The 20,164-nt window shown below is 66.6% G+C and carries 18 protein-coding genes and 1 tRNA gene; 14 read left to right on the forward strand and 5 right to left on the reverse strand.

Annotation, left to right across the window (positions count from 1 at the left end):
- Positions 1–5 precede the first annotated feature (5 nt).
- The 4 genes from mltB to ACUH78_RS01090 are packed head-to-tail and all read right to left on the reverse strand — an operon-like array spanning position 6 to position 5,003.
- Positions 6–1,112: a lytic murein transglycosylase B gene (mltB, locus tag ACUH78_RS01075; RefSeq protein ID WP_445332496.1), complete on the reverse strand. Its 1,107-nt coding sequence runs from the start codon at positions 1,110–1,112 to the stop codon at positions 6–8.
- Positions 1,109–3,106, reverse strand: a complete 1,998-nt coding sequence (locus tag ACUH78_RS01080; protein ID WP_445332495.1) for a transglutaminase TgpA family protein — start codon at positions 3,104–3,106, stop codon at positions 1,109–1,111. The genes mltB and ACUH78_RS01080 overlap by 4 nt, the downstream gene beginning before the upstream one ends.
- On the reverse strand, positions 3,103–4,086 hold the full coding sequence (locus ACUH78_RS01085; protein ID WP_418362999.1) for a DUF58 domain-containing protein: 984 nt from the start codon (positions 4,084–4,086) through the stop codon (positions 3,103–3,105). Before ACUH78_RS01085 ends, ACUH78_RS01080 begins: the two co-directional genes overlap by 4 nt.
- Positions 4,086–5,003 carry an AAA family ATPase gene (locus ACUH78_RS01090; protein WP_445332494.1) on the reverse strand — a complete coding sequence of 306 codons (918 nt, stop codon included), beginning with the start codon at positions 5,001–5,003 and terminating at the stop codon, positions 4,086–4,088. The genes ACUH78_RS01085 and ACUH78_RS01090 overlap by 1 nt, the downstream gene beginning before the upstream one ends.
- Before the next feature lie 155 nt (positions 5,004–5,158).
- Between ACUH78_RS01090 and ACUH78_RS01095 the strand changes: the two genes are divergently transcribed.
- The 3 genes from ACUH78_RS01095 (at position 5,159) to bamC (ending at position 8,260) form a co-directional block, all read left to right on the forward strand.
- Positions 5,159–6,085: a histone deacetylase family protein gene (locus ACUH78_RS01095; RefSeq protein ID WP_418362997.1), complete on the forward strand. Its 927-nt coding sequence runs from the start codon at positions 5,159–5,161 to the stop codon at positions 6,083–6,085.
- 127 nt (positions 6,086–6,212) lie between these two features.
- Entirely contained in the window at positions 6,213–7,091 is an 879-nt protein-coding gene (dapA, locus tag ACUH78_RS01100) for a 4-hydroxy-tetrahydrodipicolinate synthase (RefSeq protein WP_418362996.1), read from the forward strand.
- Positions 7,092–7,117: 26 nt separating this feature from the next.
- The gene (gene bamC, locus ACUH78_RS01105) at positions 7,118–8,260 is read left to right on the forward strand and encodes an NlpB/DapX family lipoprotein (RefSeq protein ID WP_435750333.1); all 1,143 of its coding nucleotides are present in this window, start codon (positions 7,118–7,120) and stop codon (positions 8,258–8,260) included.
- A 61-nt stretch (positions 8,261–8,321) separates the two neighbouring features.
- On the opposite strand, the gene ACUH78_RS01110 is transcribed toward bamC, so the two are convergent.
- Complete coding sequence (locus ACUH78_RS01110) at positions 8,322–8,762, reverse strand: hypothetical protein (protein ID WP_418362994.1); 441 nt, start codon at positions 8,760–8,762, stop codon at positions 8,322–8,324.
- A gap of 273 nt (positions 8,763–9,035) precedes the next feature.
- Here ACUH78_RS01110 and rlmD point away from each other — a divergent pair, with 273 nt between their 5' ends.
- From rlmD to motD, 11 genes are all read left to right on the forward strand, one after another.
- Positions 9,036–10,337: a 23S rRNA (uracil(1939)-C(5))-methyltransferase RlmD gene (rlmD, locus tag ACUH78_RS01115; protein WP_445332493.1), complete on the forward strand. Its 1,302-nt coding sequence runs from the start codon at positions 9,036–9,038 to the stop codon at positions 10,335–10,337.
- Between the two features lie 65 nt (positions 10,338–10,402).
- Positions 10,403–10,492: transfer RNA gene (locus ACUH78_RS01120), tRNA-Ser, on the forward strand.
- A 55-nt stretch (positions 10,493–10,547) separates the two neighbouring features.
- Positions 10,548–11,228: a pseudouridine synthase gene (locus tag ACUH78_RS01125; protein ID WP_445332492.1), complete on the forward strand. Its 681-nt coding sequence runs from the start codon at positions 10,548–10,550 to the stop codon at positions 11,226–11,228.
- Positions 11,225–11,683, forward strand: coding sequence for a DUF192 domain-containing protein (locus ACUH78_RS01130; protein ID WP_418362979.1), 459 nt, complete (start codon positions 11,225–11,227; stop codon positions 11,681–11,683). Before ACUH78_RS01125 ends, ACUH78_RS01130 begins: the two co-directional genes overlap by 4 nt.
- A 139-nt stretch (positions 11,684–11,822) precedes the next feature.
- The gene (gene flhB, locus ACUH78_RS01135) at positions 11,823–12,965 is read left to right on the forward strand and encodes a flagellar biosynthesis protein FlhB (protein WP_445332491.1); all 1,143 of its coding nucleotides are present in this window, start codon (positions 11,823–11,825) and stop codon (positions 12,963–12,965) included.
- A gap of 11 nt (positions 12,966–12,976) precedes the next feature.
- Positions 12,977–15,082 carry a flagellar biosynthesis protein FlhA gene (gene flhA, locus ACUH78_RS01140; RefSeq protein WP_418362977.1) on the forward strand — a complete coding sequence of 702 codons (2,106 nt, stop codon included), beginning with the start codon at positions 12,977–12,979 and terminating at the stop codon, positions 15,080–15,082.
- A 226-nt stretch (positions 15,083–15,308) separates the two neighbouring features.
- Positions 15,309–16,808 (forward strand): flagellar biosynthesis GTPase FlhF, encoded by a 1,500-nt coding sequence (gene flhF, locus ACUH78_RS01145; RefSeq protein WP_418362976.1) that lies wholly within the window; start codon positions 15,309–15,311, stop codon positions 16,806–16,808.
- Positions 16,809–16,810: 2 nt separating this feature from the next.
- The gene (locus ACUH78_RS01150; RefSeq protein ID WP_445332490.1) at positions 16,811–17,623 is read left to right on the forward strand and encodes a MinD/ParA family ATP-binding protein; all 813 of its coding nucleotides are present in this window, start codon (positions 16,811–16,813) and stop codon (positions 17,621–17,623) included.
- Between the two features lie 113 nt (positions 17,624–17,736).
- Positions 17,737–18,507 (forward strand): RNA polymerase sigma factor FliA, encoded by a 771-nt coding sequence (locus tag ACUH78_RS01155; protein WP_418362974.1) that lies wholly within the window; start codon positions 17,737–17,739, stop codon positions 18,505–18,507.
- 33 nt (positions 18,508–18,540) lie between these two features.
- On the forward strand, positions 18,541–19,281 hold the full coding sequence (locus ACUH78_RS01160) for a flagellar motor protein (RefSeq protein ID WP_435750324.1): 741 nt from the start codon (positions 18,541–18,543) through the stop codon (positions 19,279–19,281).
- Between the two features lie 16 nt (positions 19,282–19,297).
- A complete protein-coding gene (gene motD, locus ACUH78_RS01165; RefSeq protein WP_435750323.1) occupies positions 19,298–20,137 on the forward strand; it encodes a flagellar motor protein MotD in 840 nt (279 codons plus the stop codon).
- The last annotated feature ends 27 nt before the right edge of the window (positions 20,138–20,164 follow it).

The following is a 20,164-nucleotide window of genomic DNA, read 5'->3' on the forward strand; positions in this document are numbered from 1 at the left end:
GTCCTTCAGCGGCGTTCGGCGCGTATGGCCTCGACCCGCTTGCGCAGGCGCAGTGCTTCCGCAAGCTCGAACACCGACATGGCGTAGAAACTGCTGCGATTGTAGCGTGTGATGACGTAAAAGTTGCGGTAGCCGAGCCAGTACTCCGTATCCTCGCCCGGCGTCGCGAGGTCGACCAGCGTGGCGACTGCGGCGGGCGCCTCGCCGCTCAGGGCGCGGATGCCTTGCCCGAGAAGGACGTCCGGTGCGAGCGCAGGTTCGATTCCGGCAGCCACCAGCGTGGCGGCATCGGCTGTGGCAGGTACCTCAGCGCGCTCGGCTACAGGGGCGCCCGCTTGCCAGCCGTGAACATGCAGGTAATGGGCGACGCTGCCGATCGCGTCGATCGCATCGGACTCGAAGTCGATGCGCCCGTTGGCGTCGAAGTCCACCGCATACGCCCGTATGCTGCTGGGCAAAAACTGTGGGAAACCGAGTGCGCCCGCGAAGGATCCGGTGTAGCTCGACGGGTCGCGACCCTGCTCGCGGGCGAGCAGGAAAAGTGCCTCGAGCTCGCGGCGGAAAAGCTCGGCGCGGGGCGGGTAGTCGAACGCGAGCGTTGCAAGTGCGGACAGGGTTTCGAAATTGCCGGTATTGCGGCCGTAGAGGGTCTCCACACCGATGATTGCCGCGATGACTTCGGCTGGAACGCCATACGCCTGCTCGGCGCGTTCGAGTTCGACCGCATGTTCGTGCCAGAAGCGCATGCCGCCGTCGATGCGTGCCGGGTCCAGAAAGCGGGCGCGATAGTTCTGCCAGGAGCGCGCGCCCTTGCGTGTGGGCGGGGTGATGAGTCGGATCACGGTTGCGTCGTGCCGCGCGTTCTGGAGGCTGCGCAGGAGCTCTGCCGGATCGAAGGCGTGACGCTCGGCCATGTCTGCGATGAAGGCGCGGGCATCGTCATGGTCTGCGTAGGAGGCATGGGCGGGTGCTGCAAGGACCGTGAGCGTCAGCCCCGCGCAGATCCCCGCTAGCAACCTGCAGAGTCGCCCGGACCAGGATGCGCGTGTGGCAGCAGCAGAGCGCAGTGCGCAAGAGGCGGCGTGAGCGGGATGAGCGGGATGAGCGTTCATTGGATCTGTATTCCGTCGATACGTTTGTTCAGGGCCCGGATCTCCGCATCCGGACGGCGCCGCCCGTAGCGCAGTTCCGCATAGCTGCTGCAGATGGCCAGAAGCGCCGGGGCCTGATCTGGCAAGGCCTCGGCCAGCCGTCTGCCGTATGCCTCCGGGCCTTCCCAGGGGTGGCGAGCCAGATCAGCGCGTGCGAGTCGTGCGCTGAAGCGGTCCCAGGCGATGAGCAGAGGGTCCTTGGGCTGGTTCGACCGTTTCGCCCAGAGATAGAGCCCGATGAAGATGGCGAGGCCGGCGCCGGCAAGCAGGGCGATGAGGCTGGCTATACCGTTTCCCGCGAGCCCGAGCCGTTCCAGGAGCGCACGCTGGCGTTCCGGATTGTATCCAAGAACGCGCTGGTTCCACGCATTCGAGAGCGCCTCCCACTGATGGCGCAGGTCGCGCAGCCAGTGCATGTTGGCCCGCATCAGCAGGGGCAGGTCCGCGTCCTGGGCGAGGGCCTCCGCCAGTCCGTCCTCAATCCGCTCCGGGGCGGCGAGGGCCGTGGGGTCGACCCGTAGCCAGCCCCGGTCAGCGAGCCAGACCTCGGCCCAGGCATGTGCGTCGGACTGGCGTACGACCAGATAGCCGTCGATCGGGTTGAGCTCTCCCCCTTGGTAGCCGGTGACGACGCGGGCAGGAACGCCGGCGGCACGCATCATCACCACGAAGGCGGAGGCGAAGTGTTCGCAGAAGCCGCGCCGGGTGTCGAACAGGAATTCGTCGTTGGGGTGCTCTCCGAGAGGCGGCGGGCGCAGGGTGTAGCGGTACTGTTGCGCGCGCAGGTATGCGGTGACGCGATCCAGGATCTCTGCGTGCGATCGCGCACCGTCGGCCAGTTCGCGGGCCAGCGTGGTTGTGCGCGGGTTGCTTGCGGGGGGGAGCTGGATTGCGGCAGCGAGGGTGGTGGCGTTCTCGTCAAGCCCGATCTTCGATTCCGGCCAAGCGCTCAGGTTGAAACGACTGCGGGTCTGTATGGGCCGCAGCGCCAAGGCGTGATGGTCGCTCGCATGTCGGATCGCGGGGCTTGCCGGTCCCGGGTAGTCGAGTGCGAGCAGCCAGCGCCGGTTGTGCGCTTCGAGCGTGAGTTCGTAGTCGATGCGCGGTCCGGTCACCGTGTAGAAAGGGGTATCGGATTCACGGAATGGACGGGCACGCCAGGTACGTCCATCGAAGTCCGTGAGTACCGGACCGCGCCAGTAGCGCTGCCCTTGCAGTGGAGCGTCCCCCTCGAACCGGGCGCGAAACGCAATTGCCGATGACAGCCCCAGTTCGCTGATCGAGCCTGGCGTCATGGTGTCCGACAGCCCGGTGCGCGCACTGAAGGCGTCGGCCGGCAGGCCCCACAGCGGCCCCTGAATGCGAGGAAAGAGAAGGAACAGCGCCAGCATGAACGGGATGCCCTGCATCAGCAGGGTGGCTGCCGTGCGCAGTTGGCTGCCGAAGCGCCCGGCCGGGTCGCTCAGTGCCACCAGGGCGCCGAGGGTGAGCAGTGTTCCGCATAGCGCCAGTGTCGCGATGGGAAGGGACTGGTCTTCGAGGAAGATCGAAAGCTGAAGAAAGAGGCAGAGCAGAACCGCGGAGCGGATATCGCGCGCCGCTCGTGTTTCGAGCAGTTTGAGGCCGAGGAGCAGGGCGAGCAGGGCGACGCCTGGGTCTTTGCCGAAGAACTGTCCGAACTCGGTGCGCACGCCAACCGCCACGGCGAGGGTGATGCACAGCAGCAGCAGACGGTGAGGGGGGCGGCTGCCCCGCCACAACAGCAGGCCGCGCCAGGCCAGCAGCAGCATACACAGCGCACTGACCCAGCCGGGCAGCCACATCGCGTGCGGGGCGGCTGTAAGGGCGGCTGCAGCCAGCAGCCAGGTGCCCTGGCGGCGGTCCAGCGCCGGCAGCAGGCGTTCGTTATCGTTGCCGGCCTGCTGCCGTCCCTTGCGCCATGGCAGGCTGATCATGCACCACCTCCTTCATGGCCGAACGTGGCGAGTTGTTCGAGGCAACGGTCCCGATGCGCGCGTCCCCGCTCGCATCCGGTACGCAAGCCGGGCAGCACGAGTGCGTAACGCCGTCCGTCCGCTTCAGCCTGCAGGATCCAGGCGCACAGGCGCGACAAGCGCTGCTCGACATCGAGCCCGGTGCCGGTGGCATCCCAGTCGAGCACGAGGTCGCGACCCGAGGCGGCTGCGTACTGCTTGGTGAGCATCGGCCCGCCGCGTGCGAGCACCTTCCAGGCAACATGCCGTGGCGAGTCCGCGCTGCGGTGAGCACGCAGACCGGCGAAATCGTCGTCACCTTCGGCAAGGGAAGGGCGGCCACCGTCGAGTGCCTCTCCGGATCCGGGAAGTTCCGGCGGATCGGGCTCGGGGGCAGGGAACACCAGGCAGCGGGCCTCGGGGACGAACACGCTCCAGGCCCGGATCAGACCGAGCGGCCAGTGAGTGTCGAGTACGGTGCGCCCGATCGCCAGCCAGCCCCGGTGCGTGGTCGGGCAGGGCAGGTCGACTTTGTCCTCGGTCTCCGCTCCGAGCGCGAACTGCGTTGCCTGGCCCCGAGCAAGCAGTCGTAGTGCGGGGCGTCGGCGGGGCCGCTCGTTGGTCACCAGCAGGCGGAACACCGCTGTGTCGCCGCAGAACACCGGTTCGTTTCGGGCGGGGCGTATCGAGAGGCCGAACAGATTCCGGAACGCATGCAGGATGCTCGCTGCCGCTGCGCCACCGAGCAGGAACACGAGCCCGTAGCCGAGGCTGAGGTTGTAGTTGATCGATGCGATGAGCATCACCAGCAGGGCTGTAGCGAACGCGAACCCGGCACGCGCCGGGAAGACGAAGATGCGCCGCTGCACAAGCCGGATCGGCGCAGGCTCCGGGCCGTCGATGCGGAACAGCCAGCGTTCGGCCGTCTTGCGCAGACGGCGCCAGAGTGCAGCGGGATTCATCAGCGCAGGGTGACGGATTGCATCAGCCTGGCGAGGGCGGCGGGCGGAATGGGGCGGCCGTCGGCGGCGAGATGCAGACGGTGCGCGGCGACATGCGGGAACAGGGTCTGCACGTCCTCGGGCAGGACATGGTCGCGCCCATCCAGCAGCGCCCAGGCTCGCGCGGCGGCGAGCAGTCCGAGCCCGGCGCGGGGGCTCAGTCCGGCCGCAAGCTCGGGGTTGCTTCGGGTGGCGCCGAGCAGGGCCTGGAGATAGTCGATCAGTGCGTCGGCGACGTGGATCTCCTGCGCTGCCATCTGAAGTTCGAGGATTTCCTCGGGGCGGGACACAGGCGCCTGGCGCTCGAGCAGGATGCGGCGATCCTCGCCCTGCAGCAACGCACGCTCTGCCTTGCGGTCAGGGTAGCCGAGGTGCATGCGCAGCAGGAAACGGTCGAGCTGGCTCTCGGGAAGCGGGAAAGTGCCGATCTGGTGAGCGGGGTTCTGTGTCGCAATGACGAAGAAGGGTTCGGAGAGCGGGAATGTCTCGCCGTCGGCGGTCACCTGGCGCTCCTCCATTGCCTCGAGCAGTGCGCTCTGGGTCTTGGGGGTGGCGCGGTTGATCTCGTCGGCGAGGATCAGTTGGGCGAACACCGGGCCGGGGTGAAAGCGGAACGCACTCGTTTCGCGATCGAAGATGGATACGCCGAGGATGTCCGCCGGCAGCAGGTCGCTGGTGAACTGGATGCGCTGGAACTGCAGCCCCATCAGGCGCGCGAGCACCTGGGCGAGGGTGGTCTTGCCGACGCCCGGGACGTCCTCGATCAGCAGGTGTCCGCGTGCGATCAGGCAGGTGAGGGCAAGGCGCAGTTCGCGCTGCTTGCCGAGAATGATCCTTCCTGCAGCTTCCAGGAGGCGGTTTGCATGATGAACGGGCATCTCGGGCGCACTGTGAAATTGGCTTGGAAGCGGTGATAATAGATCACAAAGGTTGCCGGGCCGGATGATGCACGTCACGCCGACCGGTTCGGAAAAGGTCGCAGGCACGCCCGCAAGAGGCGATGTCGACCATTTGCGAGGGGAGAGGGAGAAGTATGACCACGACGGCATTCATCACGCACCGCGATTGCTGGCTGCACGACATGGGATCGATGCACCCGGAGTGCCCAGACCGGCTTTCGGCGATCAATGATCGCCTCATCGCCTCCGGGCTGGACATGTACATCTCCTTCTATGACGCGCCCGAAGCGCAGCGCGAACACATCGAGCGCGTTCATCCGAAGGACTATGTCGACAACCTTTTCGACAACGTGCCCGAACACGGTATCCGCCATCTGGACCCCGATACGGCGATGAGCCCCGGCACCATGAAGGCCGCGCTGCGTTCAGCGGGCGCGGGCGTTCATGCCACCGACCTCGTCATGAAGGGCGAGATCGAGAACGCTTTCTGCGCGGTGCGTCCCCCCGGTCACCATGCCGAGCGTTCGAAGGCGATGGGTTTCTGTTTCATGAACAACGTCGCCATCGCGGCGCGCCACGCGCTCGAGGCCCATGGGCTGGAACGCGTGGCGGTCGTCGATTTCGACGTTCACCATGGCAATGGAACCGAAGACATCTTCCGCGACGATCCGCGCGTGATGATGGCCGGCATCTTCCAGCACCCGTTCTATCCATACTGCGGAACGGACAACCCGCCGCCGCACATGTGCAACGTGCCTTTGCCCGCGGGCACACGGGGTGACGCCTTCCGGCAGGTCTTCGGAGACATCGTCATCCCGGCGCTACGCGCGCACAACCCGCAGATGATCTTCATCTCCGCGGGGTTCGATGCACATTACGAGGACGACATGGGCTCGCTTGGCCTGCTCGAGGCCGACTACGTCTGGGCCACCGAGCAGATCAAGGACGTGGCCGCCGACTGCAGCCACAAGCGCATCGTGTCGATCCTGGAGGGCGGCTACTCCCTGTCCTCGCTCGCGCGCTCGGTCGTGGCGCACGTCAAGGCGCTTGCCGACCTTTGAGGCGCCCTATCCGGCGAACTGTTTGCCTGCCTGTGCGGGCGCGAGAAATCGCGCCCGCACAGGCCTCACTACTGGCCGCGCGTACGCGATCGGTTAGAATCCGAACTTTACCCAACAGCCCGACGCCATGATTACCGGATCGCTTGTCGCCATCGTCACCCCCATGCAGGACGACGGCAGCCTGGATTTTCCCCGCCTGCGCAGCCTCATCGACTGGCACGTCGCCGAAGGGACGGACGGCATCGTCATCGTCGGCACCACCGGCGAGTCACCCACCGTCGATGTCGATGAGCACTGCGAGCTCATCCGCGTCGCCGTCGAGCATGTCGCCGGCCGCGTGCCGGTGATCGCCGGGACCGGCGCCAACTCCACTGCGGAGGCGGTCGAACTGGCCCGCTTCGCAAGTCAGGCAGGCGCCGACGCACACCTGTCGGTCGTGCCGTATTACAACAAGCCGACGCAGGAAGGCCTGTATCGTCACTACCGTACGATCGCAGAGGCGGTGGATCTGCCGCTCATCCTCTACAACGTGCCTGGCCGCACCGTTGCCGATCTTGGCAACGACACCGTGCTGCGCCTGGCGGAGATCCCCAACATCGTTGGCTTGAAGGATGCTACGGGCAGCCTGGACCGCGCATGCGATCTGGTCGAGCGTGTTCCCGCGGGCTTCGGACTGTACAGTGGCGACGACATGAGCTCGGCGGCCTTCCTGATGCTCGGCGGGCATGGCGTGATCTCGGTGACGGCCAACGTCGCCCCGCGCGCAATGCATGCGCTGTGCGCCGCAGCGGCTGCCGGGGACATGCGTACCCTGCGTGAAACCAACGCCACGCTGACCGGTCTGCATCGGGACCTTTTCTGCGAGGCCAACCCGATCCCGGTCAAGTGGGCCGTGGCCCGCATGGGCCTGATCGGCGACGGCATCCGGTTGCCGCTCACCCAGCTCTCCGACGCGTACCACGAGCGCGTGCTCAAGGCCATGCGCAAGGCTGGCATCCAGGTCTGACCCGAAACTCTTCGCCCAGGTATTCCATGAACCGTTCCACGCGCACCTCCCTGTCACTGATCGCGTTGTCCCTGGCGCTCGGTGGTTGTTCCGGCTCACTGCTCGAGTCCAAGCGTATCGATTACAAGAGCGCCCGGAAGCTTGAGCGTCCGCTCGAGATCCCGCCCGACCTCACCGCGCCGCGCCGGGATGACCGCTTTGCCGTCCCCGACGTGGCGCCGCGCGGCGTTGCCACCTATTCGGCCTATGCAGCCGATCGCGCTGGTCAGCCTGCGGTGAGCAGCGGCGGTGGTGATGTCCTGGTCGCCTCCGAAACGATGCGCATCGAGCGCGCAGGCAGCCAGCGCTGGCTCGTTGTGAGCGGCACCCCAGACGATCTGTGGCCGCAGATCAAGGACTTCTGGCTGGAGCTTGGCTTCATCCTCAACGTCGACAGTCCCGAGATCGGAGTCATGGAGACGGACTGGGCGGAGGACCGCGCGAAGATCCCGCAGGATTTCGTCCGCTCAACGCTCGGCAAGGTGCTTGACGGCCTGTTCTCCACGCCCGAGCGCGACAAGTTCCGCACCCGCCTCGAGCAGGGCAAGGAGCCCGGAACGGTCGAGGTGTACATCAGCCACCGCGGCATGATGGAGATCTACCCGACCGAGGCCAAGGACAGCACGATTTGGCAACCCCGTCCGGCCGATCCCGAGCTTGAAGCCGAGATGCTGCGCCGGTTGATGGTCCGCCTCGGCGCAGAAGAGGCGCGTGCGGTCGCGGAGCTTTCTGCTCCGCAGACGGCCGAACGCGCGCAGATCGTGACTGCTCCGGATGGTCGTGCGGCGCTTTTGATTGAAGAGCCCTTCGATCGTGCCTGGCGTCGTGTCGGATTGGCGCTGGATCGGATCGGCTTCACGGTCGAGGACCGTGATCGCACCGAGGGTCTGTATTTCGTCCGCTATGTCGACCCCGAAGCTGACAACCGCAATCCGGAGAAGGGTTTCCTGTCTCGCCTCGCGTTCTGGCGCAGCGACGACAAGCCTGCAGTCGGGGGCAGTGAATACCGCCTGCAGGTTCAAGGGCAGGGCGATACCGCGCGCGTCAAGGTGCTCACGCGCGAGGGGGGTGAAGACGACTCCGAAACGGCGCGGCGCATGCTCCGCTTGTTGCACGAGCAGTTGCGCTGATCGGCAGGATCCAGACACAAAAAAGCCGGCATTCGCCGGCTTTTTTGTTCGGGCCGAAACGCTACTGCTGCTTTTCCGCAGACTCCTTGGCGGCGCCAACGGCGGCCTCGGCTGCAGCCTTGGCGGCTGCCGCGGCGTCGGCGGCTTCGTCCTTGAGCGCTTCCGCGCCTTCCTTCACGGCTTCGACGGCTGCTGCGGTCTCTTCCTTGACCGCATCCACCACGGCAGCGCCGTTCTCCTTGGCGGCCTCGACCGCGGCATCTGCCTTGGCCGCGGCGTCACTGGCGGCTTCGCGGCTGGCTTCGGCAGCCGCGGCGGCCTCTTCCTTCACCGCCTGTGTGCCGGCAGCGGCTGCATCCTTGGCGGCTTCGACGGCTTGCGCTGCAGACTCCTTGGCCTGTTCCTGTGCGCTCGGCGCTTGCGCGGCGGGCTTCTCTTCCTGCTTGCTGCACGCCGAAACGGCAATGGCGACGAGTGCGGCGACGAGGAGGGGGTGTTTCATGAGGATGTCCTTTCTTCTGTTTCGGGGTTTGCTCGGCATTCCGAGCGCGCCGCGCGGCAATGGACACGCGACGCGACAGCGGAGCTTGCGAAAAGCATGTTAACACGCGCGCTGGGCGCCCCCCGCCCTGCCAGGCCTGCCTCGGGCATCCAGCGCATGGATGAATGGTAAGAAAGCGTTGCACCGGGCTTTAGCAGGGTTTGCAGCGATCTCTTCAGGGGCGGCAGCGCGCGCGTTAGAATCGCGCTCCTCCCTCCAAGTCCCAGCAAGATCATGCCCATCGCCACGACACAATCCCTGGATCACGAAGGCCGTGGCATCGCGCGGGTCGATGGCAAGGCGGTGTTCATCGAGGGCGCGCTGCCGGGCGAGCGCGTCGAGTACACGGTGCGTCGTGCGCGGCCGAACTACGAGCAGGGCGATACGGTCCGGGTGCTCAAGGCCAGCGCCCAGCGTGTCGCCCCCCGGTGTCCGCACTACGGAGTCTGCGGCGGATGTTCGATGCAGCATCTGGATGAGGATGCCCAGGCTGCGGTCAAGCAGCGCATTCTCGAAGACGCGCTGTGGCACCTCGGCAAGCTGCGCCCGGGCGTGATCCTGCCTGCCATCCACGGACCCGCCTGGGGCTATCGTTATCGCGCGCGCCTGGGCGTTCGTGTCGTCCCCAGCAAGGGCGGGCTGCGCATCGGCTTCCACGAGCGTCGTTCGAGCTACATCGTGGATATGCGCGAGTGTCCGGTGCTGCCTGCGCGTGTTTCGGCGATGCTGCCCCGGCTGCGCGACATGCTTGCCGGCCTCTCGATCGCCGACCGGCTGCCGCAAGTAGAGATTGCGATCGGCGATGGCGACGTTGCCGTGTTCGTGTTCCGTAACCTGCAGCCGCTCTCGCGCGCGGATGAGAAGCGCATCTCAGCCTTTGCCGATGCGGAGGATATCCAGGCCTGGTTTCAGCCGGGGGGGCCGGAAACGGCTACGCCGCTACATCCCCTGGAAGCGCCGGCGCTTGCTTACACGCTGCCGGAGTTCAACGTTCGCATGGACTTCCGGCCGACGGATTTCACCCAGGTGAATGTGCATGTGAACCGGCTCCTGATCCGGCGTTCGATGCAACTGCTTGATCCCCGGCCGGGGGAGCGCATCGGGGACCTGTTCTGCGGCCTGGGCAACTTCAGCCTGCCGATCGCACGGCGCGGGGCGTATGTCGTGGGGGTGGAGGGTAGTGATGCCCTGGTTGCGCGCGCACTCGAGAACGCACGCTGCAATGGACTGGAATCCCTGGCCGAGTTTCATGCGGCCAACCTCTTCGAGGCGACCGAGGACAGTCTCGCGGCCTTGGGGGCGCTGGATAAGCTGCTGATCGATCCACCCCGTGAGGGTGCAATTGCCGTAGTGAAGGCGATCGGCGTTCAGGTGCCGGCACGCATCGTTTACGTTTCCTGCAATCCGGCAACTCTCGCGCGCGATGCCGCCGTACTGGTGCACGAAAAGGGCTATGCCCTGCGTGCAGCGGGGATCGCGAACATGTTTCCGCAGACTTCGCACGTCGAGTCGGTGGCTCTGTTCGAGCGGATCTGAATGCAGGCCCGAGCCGCTCCGGGCGTGGGCATCGCGGTTGCTGGTGCTATAATGCGCGCCCTTGCGGAGGCGTGGCAGAGCGGTTGAATGCAACGGTCTTGAAAACCGTCAGGGGTTTGCGCCCCTCGTGAGTTCGAATCTCACCGCCTCCGCCATCCTCGCGCCCGACCCGCCGCTCGGCGGCATTCTCCTCGAGAGGGGCCAGTCTCCGTGTCGCGCCTCATCTTGCTCAACAAGCCTTTCGGAGTGCTGTGCCAGTTCACCGATGGTGGTGGCCGTCCGACGCTCGCAGACTGGGTCGATGTGCCCGGCGTCTATGCTGCGGGGCGCCTGGACACTGACAGTGAAGGGCTGTTGCTGCTCACCGACGATGGTGCGCTCCAGCATCGCATCACCGACCCGCGTCATAAACTGCCGAAGACCTACCTTATTCAGGTGGAAGGCGAGCCCGACGACGCTGCCTTGTCCGGCTTGCGCGCGGGAGTTGACCTCGGCGACTTTCACACGCGGCCCTGCGAGGCGCGACGTGTGCCCGAGCCGCAGTGGCTGTGGCAGCGAATCCCTGCGGTACGCTTTCGCAAGACGGTGCCGACGGCCTGGCTCGAGATCGTGCTGCGCGAGGGAAAGAACAGGCAGGTGCGCAGGATGACGGCGCGTGTCGGTCATCCGACCTTGCGCCTGATCCGCATCGCGATCGGACCTTGGCGCCTGGACGGGTTGCTGCCCGGGCAGTGGCGTGAGGTCCAAGCTGCGCTGCCGGAATCTTCGTCTCCGCGATGGGGTGGAAGTGGCTTCACAGTCCTGTTGGGCGCGGGTGGTGCTCGTCAGCCGGGCAGGGGGGCGGGTAAGATGCGCGCCAGCAGGAAAACCACACGGAACGACCGATCATGATCTCTCCGAACGCACAGGTAAGGCTTTGCGGTGTCGCCGCCGGCCTTCTTCTCTCCGTTTCCGCACACGCACAGGGTACGCTGCCGATTGCAGAGCTTGGCGCGGGCATGGCGCGCATCGAGGCGGAGGTGGCGCATACCGCCGAAGCACGCATCACCGGGCTCATGAACCGGGTCGCCATGCCGCTGCATCGCGGTATGGTCTTCGTGTTCCCCGAGGAGCGGGCGCACTGCATGTGGATGAAGAACACCCTGATTCCGCTCTCGGTCGCCTTTCTCGACGCCGAGGGCCGCGTGCTCAACATCGAGGACATGCAGCCGCAGACCACCGACAATCACTGTGCGGCGGGGCCGGCCCGGTTTGCGCTGGAGATGAATCTGGGCTGGTTCGCCGAGCGTGGAGTGCGGCCCGGCGACCGCCTGCGCGGTATCGACAAGCTGCCGGCGCCGCAGTAACCCGGCCACAAGGCGCGAATTGCGCCGCTTTATCCGCGTTTATCCCGCCACGGCGCTTGCGCGTCCGGGCCGATAATCCGCACACGTCGCTTCGCGTCCGCGCCCACTCGGGCCGGCGGGGCGGCAGACGGAGCCGGCAGTGGCCGAAGAAAGCGACCTCGAGAAGACAGAAGCCCCATCACCGCGAAGGCTGGAACAGGCTCGCGAGGAAGGACAGGTTCCGCAGTCGCGGGAACTGTCGACCTTTCTCGTCACGGTGACCGGGGCAGCGACCCTGCTGCTGCTTGGCAACTGGATGGCGATCCGCGTCTCGGGCCTGCTGCGCGACGGCTTTGCCTTCGACCGGCGCGCCGCCTTTGATGATAACGTCATGCTCGACATGCTCGAGCGCATGCTCAGCGGCGCACTGCTGACCCTGATGCCGCTGTTCTTTGCCCTGCTGATTGCGGCGGTCGCCGCGCCCTTGCTCCTGGGCGGGTTGGTGTTCGCACCGAAGGCGCTCGGCCCCAACTTCGGACGGCTGAATCCCGTGCAGGGTATCGCGCGCATGTTCTCCGTACATGGCCTCGCCGAAATGGTGAAGGCGATCCTGAAATCACTGCTGGTGGGGGGAGTGGGCTCCCTGGTGCTGTGGCTGAACATGGATCACCTCTTCGACCTGATGGTCGAGCCCCTCGAGATTGGCATGGCCGACTTCTCCGATACCGTCGCCTTCGCCGCGCTGCTCATCGTGCTCAGCCTCGGCCTGCTGGCGCTGATGGACGTGCCGTTCCAGCTCTGGCAGTACCACAAGAAGCTGCGCATGACCAAGGAAGAGGTCAAGCGCGAGGGCAAGGAGCAGGAAGGCGACCCGATGGTGAAAGGGCGCATTCGCGCGATGCAGCGTGAGATGGCCCGTCGCCGCATGATGTCCGAGGTGCCGAAGGCGGATGTCGTGGTGACCAACCCGACCCACTTCTCGGTGGCGCTGAAGTACGACGCTGAGAAGATGGGCGCGCCCGTGGTAGTGGCCAAGGGGCGGGGAGAACTCGCGCTGAAGATCCGGGAGCTTGCCAAGGAACATGGCGTACCCATGCTCGAGGCGCCGCCGCTGGCGCGTGCGCTCTACAAACACTGCGAACTGGAGCAGTCCATTCCCGCCGCGCTGTACACCGCAGTCGCCGAGGTCATGGCCTATGTCTACCAGCTCGATGCCTGGATGAAATCGGGTGGCCTGCCGCCCGCCGCACCGACTGCCCTGCCTGTACCGGCGGGTATGGACCCGGGTGCCCCTGAGGAATGATTGCCTGACCCATGGCCATGAACGACGCCCTGAATCTGCGCCAGCTGCTCTCGCCGGCAAACCTCCGCCAACTGGCGGCGCCCTTGCTCATCATCATGATCCTGTCGATGATGGTGTTGCCGCTGCCGGTGTTCCTGCTCGACGTGTTCTTCACCTTCAACATCGCGATCTCGGTGATGGTGATGCTGGTGGCGATGTATTCGAAGCGGCCGCTCGATTTCTCGGTGTTCCCCACCGTGCTGCTGGTGACGACGTTGCTGCGCCTGTCGCTCAACGTGGCGTCGACGCGGATCGTGCTGCTCGAAGGCCACGGTGGCGGCGACGCGGCGGGCAAGGTGATCGAGGCCTTCGGCAGCTTCCTCGTCGGTGGCAACACCGCGGTGGGTCTGGTGGTGTTCGTCATCCTCACTGTCATCAACTTCGTCGTGATCACCAAGGGCGCAGGGCGAATCGCCGAGGTGTCCGCCCGCTTCACGCTGGACGCCATGCCTGGCAAGCAGATGGCGATCGATGCCGACCTCAACGCGGGGCTCATCGATGAGAAGGAAGCCAAGCAGCGGCGCAAGGAGATCGCGCAGGAGTCCGACTTCTATGGCGCCATGGACGGTGCTTCCAAGTTCGTGCGCGGCGACGCGGTGGCCGGCATCATCATCCTCGTCATCAACATCCTCGGCGGCCTCTTCGTCGGCATCATGCAGCATGATATGGCGGTGGGTGAGGCGGGACGCACGTATGCGCTGCTCACGATCGGTGACGGCCTGGTGGCTCAGATCCCGGCGCTGATCATCTCGGTGGCGGCCGGCTTGGTCGTTTCGCGCGTGGGTGACGAGGGCGACATCGGCGGTGTCATCATCGCCCAGGTGTTCTCCAATCCAATGGTGATGACGCTGACCGCCGTCATCATCGGGGTGCTCGGGCTCATTCCCGGGATGCCGAACCTCGTCTTCCTGCTCATCGCGCTGACGCTTGGGGCGATGGCCTGGATGCGACACAAGCGGATCGCCGAGGCGTCGACGGCTGCCCAGGCGCCGTCCGAGCAGGTGGCCGCAGCCGCCGCGCCCGCCGCGGAGGCCCAGGAGGCGAGCTGGAACGACGTCTCCCAGGTCGACGTGCTGGGGCTTGAGGTCGGCTACCGCCTGATCCCGATGGTGGATAAAGGGCAGGATGGCGAACTGCTCAAGCGCATCCGCGGGCTGCGCAAGAAATTCGCCCAGGAGGTAGGTTTCCTGTCGTCCCCGGTGCATATCCGCGACAACCTCGAGCTCAAGCCCAACGCCTATCGCATCGCCCTCAAGGGGGTCGAGGTTGGCAGCGGGGAGGCCTATCCGGGTCAGCTCCTTGCGATCAACCCGGGCCGCGTGTCCGGCCCCCTTGCCGGGCGTGAAACCACCGATCCGGCGTTCGGTCTGCCCGCGGTGTGGATCGACAGCGGCATGCGCGAGCAGGCCCATGCGCTCGGCTACACCGTGGTTGATGCGAGCACCGTGGTGGCCACCCATCTGAACCACGTCATCCTCAATCACGCCGCGGAACTGCTCGGCCGCCAGGAAACCCAGGCGCTGCTCGACCACGTGGGCAAGGATTCGCCCAAGCTGGTCGAGGATCTGGTGCCGAAGGCGCTGGCCATCGGTACGGTTCAGCGCGTGCTGCAGAACCTGCTCGAGGAAGGCGTCAACATCCGCGACATGCGCAGCATCATCGAGGTGCTCGCCGAGCATGCGCCGCGCACGCAGGACCCGATGCAGCTCACCACCAAGGTGCGCGAGGCTCTGGGACGCGCGATCATGCAGAGCCTGTTTCCGGGCAACACCGAGGTGCAGGTCATGGCGCTGGAGCCGGGGCTGGAGCGCATTCTCATGCAGGCCATGGCCTCGGGCGGCGAGGGCGGTGCGATCGAGCCGGGCCTGGCCGATACCCTGCTGCGCCAGACGGCGCAGATCGCCCAGCGCCAGGAGGACATCGGTCTGCCGCCGGTGCTGCTCGTGCCCGCGCAGCTGCGCATGCTGCTGTCGCGCTTCCTGCGCCGCGCGGTGCCCTCGCTCAAGGTCATCTCCAACAGCGAGGTGCCCGAGAGCCGCACGATTCGCGTCACCGCAATGGTCGGCGCGCAGGGTTGAGCGCTGTCCCTGCGATGATCGTGAGCTGACCCTGCGCCGGCTCGGTGTCCGGCCTGCGCACGGGCGTCGAGTCCCTGCGTCCAGTCCTTTCTTCCCCGTGCAGGCCACGCTTCCGAGCACTCGAATTGACGGGGGAAAGCCGCTTTATTCGACCCAAGGGCCTTGACCGGGTGTGGCGATAATCCTCATCAAACAGTGGTCGACCGTGGCCACCGGGAGAATCGCCATGAACGTCAAACGCTACTTTGCCCCCACCGCCCGCGAGGCGCTCCGCGCGCTCAAGGAAGCCCTTGGTCCGGATGCGATCGTCCTGTCCAATCGCGCCGTCGAAGGCGGCGTGGAGATCCTCGCCTTGCCGGGTGAGGCCGTGGGGGCCTTGCAGGCCGCGAACCGTGCGGCCGTGACCGCGCGCAGCGCTGCCGCAGCGCCTGCCGCCCCCGCCGCGCCTGCCGCGACGCGTGCGCGGATGCAGCCCGATGCAGACGATGGCGACTTCGAGGTGAGCCTGTCGGCGCTGGCGTCAAAGGCCGCGCGCAACGTCGAGCGTCCGCCGCTGCGCCCCGCGCCGGAGGCGTCCGAGCCAGTGCTGCGTCCGTTCAACCCCCCGCGGATTGAAACCGCCGACTATACCGTGCGTGCCCGCGAGGCCATTCTGCGCAGCGCCGCAGAAACGGCTCGCCCGGCGCAGGGGGCGAGCCCGGCGCCAGCGGTCGCGTCGGGGCGTGCGGCGGGCCGTGCAATGGCGGCTCAGTCGGCCGACGAGTTCGGCAGCACGCGGGTGCGCGAGCTGCAGGAAACCAATGCCCGCCTGATGTCCGAACTGACCGGTATCCGCAGCATGATCGAGCGCCAGCTTGCGGGTTTCGCCTGGGGTGAAACCCGGCGCCATGCTCCAGCGCGCGCCGCGATGCTGGGCGAACTGCTCGAGGCAGGATTCTCGGCCGCGACTGCGCGCAAGCTCGTCGAGGCCGTTGCGGAGGATGCCGGGCGCACCGAGGCGCGCGAGGCCGCGGGCGCGGCGCTGGACCGTATGATGCACGCCTGCGCCTCCGACGAGGATCTGCTCGATCAGGGCGGGGTGTTTGCCCTCGTGGGCCCGACCGGCGTGGGCAAGACCACCACCACGGCCAAGCTGGCCGCCCGCTGCGTTGTGCGTCACGGTGCCGGCAAGCTCGCCCTGATCACCACCGACGGCTACCGCATTGGTGCGCAGGAGCAGTTGCGCATCTACGGCCGCATCCTTGGTGTGCCGGTGTTCTCGGTGCGCGACGCGGCTGATCTTCGACAGACACTGGCAGGTTTGCGCAACAAGCACATGGTGCTCATCGATACCATGGGGATGAGCCAGCGCGATCGCATGGTGGCCGAGCAGGCTGCGATGCTGTCCGGTGCGGGTGATGTGCGCCGCCTGTTGTTGCTCAACGCCACCGTGCGTGGCGACACCCTGGACGACGTGGTGCGCGCCTATGCCGGCGATGATCTCGCGGGCTGCATCTTCACCAAGGTTGACGAGGCGGCATCCCTGGCGCCGGCACTCGATGTGACCGTGCGCCATCAACTCGACATCCGCTACCTGACCAATGGCCAGCGGGTGCCTGAAGATCTGCATCTTCCGAATCGGGCCTATCTCCTCCACCGCGCCCTGCGCGAGCATGCGGGTGAGTCGCCCTGGCATCTGAACGGCGACGAGGCCGGATTCATGCTGGCGGCCGCCGGGGGGGCGTGATCATGCTGGATGGACGCGAAGATCAGGCCGCAGGACTGCGCCGCCTCTTCCGCCGCGCGCCGCCGCAGGTGGTGGCGCTGTACGTGGGCGGCAGGACGCGGACCCAGAATGCTGTGCTGGCTGCGCACCGCATCGCCGGACGTGCGGAGCGCGTGGTCATCCTTGACGAAGCCGAAGGCAGCGACACCCTGGCCGACGCGCTCGGCGTGAGCGAGGGTACCGACTTACTGCAATTGCTCGATGGCCGCACCCGGCTCTCGGGCATCGTCCAGACGGTCCCCGGGCTGGTCGGGCGCGTGCCTGTGGCCGCGGCCGCGCTGGCGCTGCCCTTGCTCGATGAGGCGCGCAGGGCTTGCCTGGTCGAGGCGCTGCGTATCCTGCACCGCCATGCGAGCTTTGTGCTCGTGCATGCAGCGGCGGAGTCGGTGGCCGAGCCGTCCCCCTTCGTGCAGGCTGCACCGCGCCGGCTGGTGGTGGCCGAGGCGAGCGCGAGCGGCGCGACCGACGCCTATCGGAGCATCAAGGGCCTCGCCGCGGCGGGCGCCGGTTCCGTGCATGTCGCCGTGTGCGGCGCACGCGGGCGCGCTGATGCGGCGGCGTTCTTCCGCAGTCTCGAGGCGCTGGTGGTTCGCCATGTAGGCGTTCCCCTTGCCTGGCTGGGTGAGCTCGAGCGCGATGACATCGCCGCCGGGCTGCGCCAGCCGCTGGAATTGTCGCAGCCCGAAGCCGGGGCTGCCTTCCTGCGTCGTGTGGCCGGCCTTGCCGCAGCTCGCAGCGTGTCCGGAACACGGATTGCCAGGCGGGTCGGTCCATGAGTGTGAAATATCCCGCTGGTAATGCCGTCGGCGCTGCCGGACAATTGGGGCCTCCAATGACCGGAAGCGGTGGGCTCCGGAGCCCGCGCCGCAAGACCATACAGGCCCAGTGGATGTACGACGCAAACGGTAATCTCGACAAGGCGAGCCTGGTCGAGGCCTATGCCCCCCTCGTGAAGCGCATTGCCTTCCAGCTCATGGCGAAGCTGCCTGCGAGCGTGGACGTGGATGACCTGATCCAGAACGGGATGATGGGGCTGCTCGATGCCCTGGGCCGTTACGAGCACGGACTGGGCGCCCAGTTCGAGACGTACGCGGTGCAGCGCATCCGTGGCGCAATGCTGGACGGCCTGCGCGACAATGACTGGCTGCCGCGCAGCCTGCGTCGAGACATGCGCCGGATCGAGGCAGCGATCCATGAACTGGAGCAGCAGTGCGGCCGCTCGCCCACCGAGTCCGAACTCGCCGAAGCGCTTGAAATGTCGCTGGACGACTACCAGCGCATGCTGCAGGACGCGCGTGGGCACCAGCTCGTCTACTTCGAGGATTTCAACCGGGAGGAGAGCGATGACTACCTCGATCGCCATCTGGCCCAGGACGACGCCAACCCGCTCAGTTTGCTCGAGGACGCGGACATGCGCCGGCGACTGGTCGGCGCGATCGAGCATCTGCCCGAGCGCGAGCAGATGGTGATGGCCCTGTATTACGACGAAGAACTCAACCTGCGCGAGATCGGCGAAGTGCTCGGGGTGACCGAATCCCGCGTCTGTCAGTTGCACAGCCAGGCCGTCGCACGCCTGCGCGCATCCATCTTCGAAGGCGGGGCAGGGCGGCCAGCGGCACGCCGACGGGGGCGTCCCCCGAAGCAGAAAGCGGCGAACTGATCATGCATGCTGTGCTGACGGCCAGACCCGATCATGGATAAGACCAGCCTTTTCGGCCTCGCCCTCGGTCTCGCCGCGATCGTGCTCGGGCAGATGCTCGAAGGCGGGCATCTGTCGTCGCTGTTCCAGCCCACGGCCTTCCTGATCGTGGTCGGCGGCACCCTTGGCGCAGTGATGCTGCAGAGTCCCCTGCGTACCTTCGTCGATGGCATGCGCATGGTGCGCTGGGTGTTCGTTCCGCCCGCGGTCGATCAGCAGGCCGTGATCGAACAGGTGTCGGGCTGGAGTCACGCCGCACGCAAGGAGGGCTTGCTGAATCTGGAGCGCCAGGTCGATGGACTGAGCGATCCCTTCATGCGCAAGGGTCTGCAACTACTCGTCGATGGCATCGACCCGCAGCGCCTGCGTGAGTTGCTGGAGGTGGAGATCGGCGTGCGCGAGGCGCAGATGCGGCAGTGCGCCCGCATCTGGGAGGCGGCCGGCGGCTACGCGCCCACCATCGGCATCCTGGGCGCCGTGATGGGTCTGATCCATGTGATGGAGAACCTCTCCGATCCCTCACGCCTCGGTGCAGGCATCGCGGTGGCTTTCGTCGCCACGATCTACGGCGTCGGTTTCGCGAACCTGGTGTTCCTGCCCATCGCCAAGAAGCTGACCGCCCACATCGCGATGCTCACCACGCAGCGCGAGATGTTCGTCGACGGGCTGATCGGGATCGCCAATGGCGACAACCCGCGCATCGTCGCCAGCCGCATGCAGGGCTACGTGGTCTGACGCGGACACAACGGACATGAGGCGCAGGCGCAGACACGAAGAAGAGCATGAGAATCACGAGCGCTGGCTCGTCTCCTATGCCGACTTCATCACCCTGCTGTTCGCGTTCTTCGTCGTGATGTACTCGCTGTCCTCGGTGAATGAAGGCAAGTACCGGGTGCTCTCCGATTCCATGGTGCAGGCTTTCCGCAATGTCACCGTCAATGAAAGCGGCGAGCAGGTGATTCTGCCCACCACCAGCCTGATGCCGACAAGGCCGATCACTCAGGCAGGTCCGCCCGCGACCGAGGAGGTGGTCGAGCAGCGTCGTCGCGAGGTTGCCCGGCAGATGCGCGACATGGCGGAAGAGATCCGTCGCGTGCTGTCGCCCCTGACCCAGTCGGGGCAGGTGAATGTCACCGAGGGTGCCTTCGGCGTGAGCGTCGAGATCAACGCCAGCCTGCTCTTTGGCGCGGGCGAAGCCGTGCTTGGCGCGCAGGCGGCCTCGGCGCTGCAGGCCGTGGCGCAGGTCCTGGCGCCTGCTGGATTTCCGATCACGGTCGAAGGGCATACCGACAACGTGCCCATCAATACTTTCCGCTTCCCCTCGAACTGGGAACTCTCGGCGGTGCGCGCCTCCACCGTGGCGAGGCTCTTCATCGACAACGGCGTGGCGCCCGACCGCCTCACCGCAGCCGGCTATGCCGACCAGCGCCCGGTTGCGGACAATGCCAGCGACGAAGGGCGTAGCCGCAACCGGCGCGTCACCGTGCTGATCGAGTCGCGCACCGCAGATCTTCTGCCAGAGCCGGGCCCGACCACGATCCCTCCGGACGACCCGATCCGGTCGATCCTGCCAGGCAATCCGGAGGGCTGACTCTGCCCAAGGCGGTCGCCCATCCCA

Source organism: Thauera sp. ZXT1-4 (genome assembly GCF_052598215.2).

What these genes read in the sequence shown, in the direction of transcription:
- mltB (WP_445332496.1), bottom strand. Translation starts at nt 1,112, where the DNA reads ATGAACGCTCATCCCGCTCATCCCGCTCACGCCGCCTCTTGCGCACTG.
- ACUH78_RS01080 (WP_445332495.1), bottom strand. Translation starts at nt 3,106, where the DNA reads ATGATCAGCCTGCCATGGCGCAAGGGACGGCAGCAGGCCGGCAACGAT.
- ACUH78_RS01085 (WP_418362999.1), bottom strand. Translation starts at nt 4,086, where the DNA reads ATGAATCCCGCTGCACTCTGGCGCCGTCTGCGCAAGACGGCCGAACGC.
- ACUH78_RS01090 (WP_445332494.1), bottom strand. Translation starts at nt 5,003, where the DNA reads ATGCCCGTTCATCATGCAAACCGCCTCCTGGAAGCTGCAGGAAGGATC.
- ACUH78_RS01095 (WP_418362997.1), top strand. Translation starts at nt 5,159, where the DNA reads ATGACCACGACGGCATTCATCACGCACCGCGATTGCTGGCTGCACGAC.
- dapA (WP_418362996.1), top strand. Translation starts at nt 6,213, where the DNA reads ATGATTACCGGATCGCTTGTCGCCATCGTCACCCCCATGCAGGACGAC.
- bamC (WP_435750333.1), top strand. Translation starts at nt 7,118, where the DNA reads ATGAACCGTTCCACGCGCACCTCCCTGTCACTGATCGCGTTGTCCCTG.
- ACUH78_RS01110 (WP_418362994.1), bottom strand. Translation starts at nt 8,762, where the DNA reads ATGAAACACCCCCTCCTCGTCGCCGCACTCGTCGCCATTGCCGTTTCG.
- rlmD (WP_445332493.1), top strand. Translation starts at nt 9,036, where the DNA reads ATGCCCATCGCCACGACACAATCCCTGGATCACGAAGGCCGTGGCATC.
- ACUH78_RS01130 (WP_418362979.1), top strand. Translation starts at nt 11,225, where the DNA reads ATGATCTCTCCGAACGCACAGGTAAGGCTTTGCGGTGTCGCCGCCGGC.
- flhA (WP_418362977.1), top strand. Translation starts at nt 12,977, where the DNA reads ATGGCCATGAACGACGCCCTGAATCTGCGCCAGCTGCTCTCGCCGGCA.
- flhF (WP_418362976.1), top strand. Translation starts at nt 15,309, where the DNA reads ATGAACGTCAAACGCTACTTTGCCCCCACCGCCCGCGAGGCGCTCCGC.
- ACUH78_RS01150 (WP_445332490.1), top strand. Translation starts at nt 16,811, where the DNA reads ATGCTGGATGGACGCGAAGATCAGGCCGCAGGACTGCGCCGCCTCTTC.
- ACUH78_RS01155 (WP_418362974.1), top strand. Translation starts at nt 17,737, where the DNA reads ATGTACGACGCAAACGGTAATCTCGACAAGGCGAGCCTGGTCGAGGCC.
- ACUH78_RS01160 (WP_435750324.1), top strand. Translation starts at nt 18,541, where the DNA reads ATGGATAAGACCAGCCTTTTCGGCCTCGCCCTCGGTCTCGCCGCGATC.
- motD (WP_435750323.1), top strand. Translation starts at nt 19,298, where the DNA reads ATGAGGCGCAGGCGCAGACACGAAGAAGAGCATGAGAATCACGAGCGC.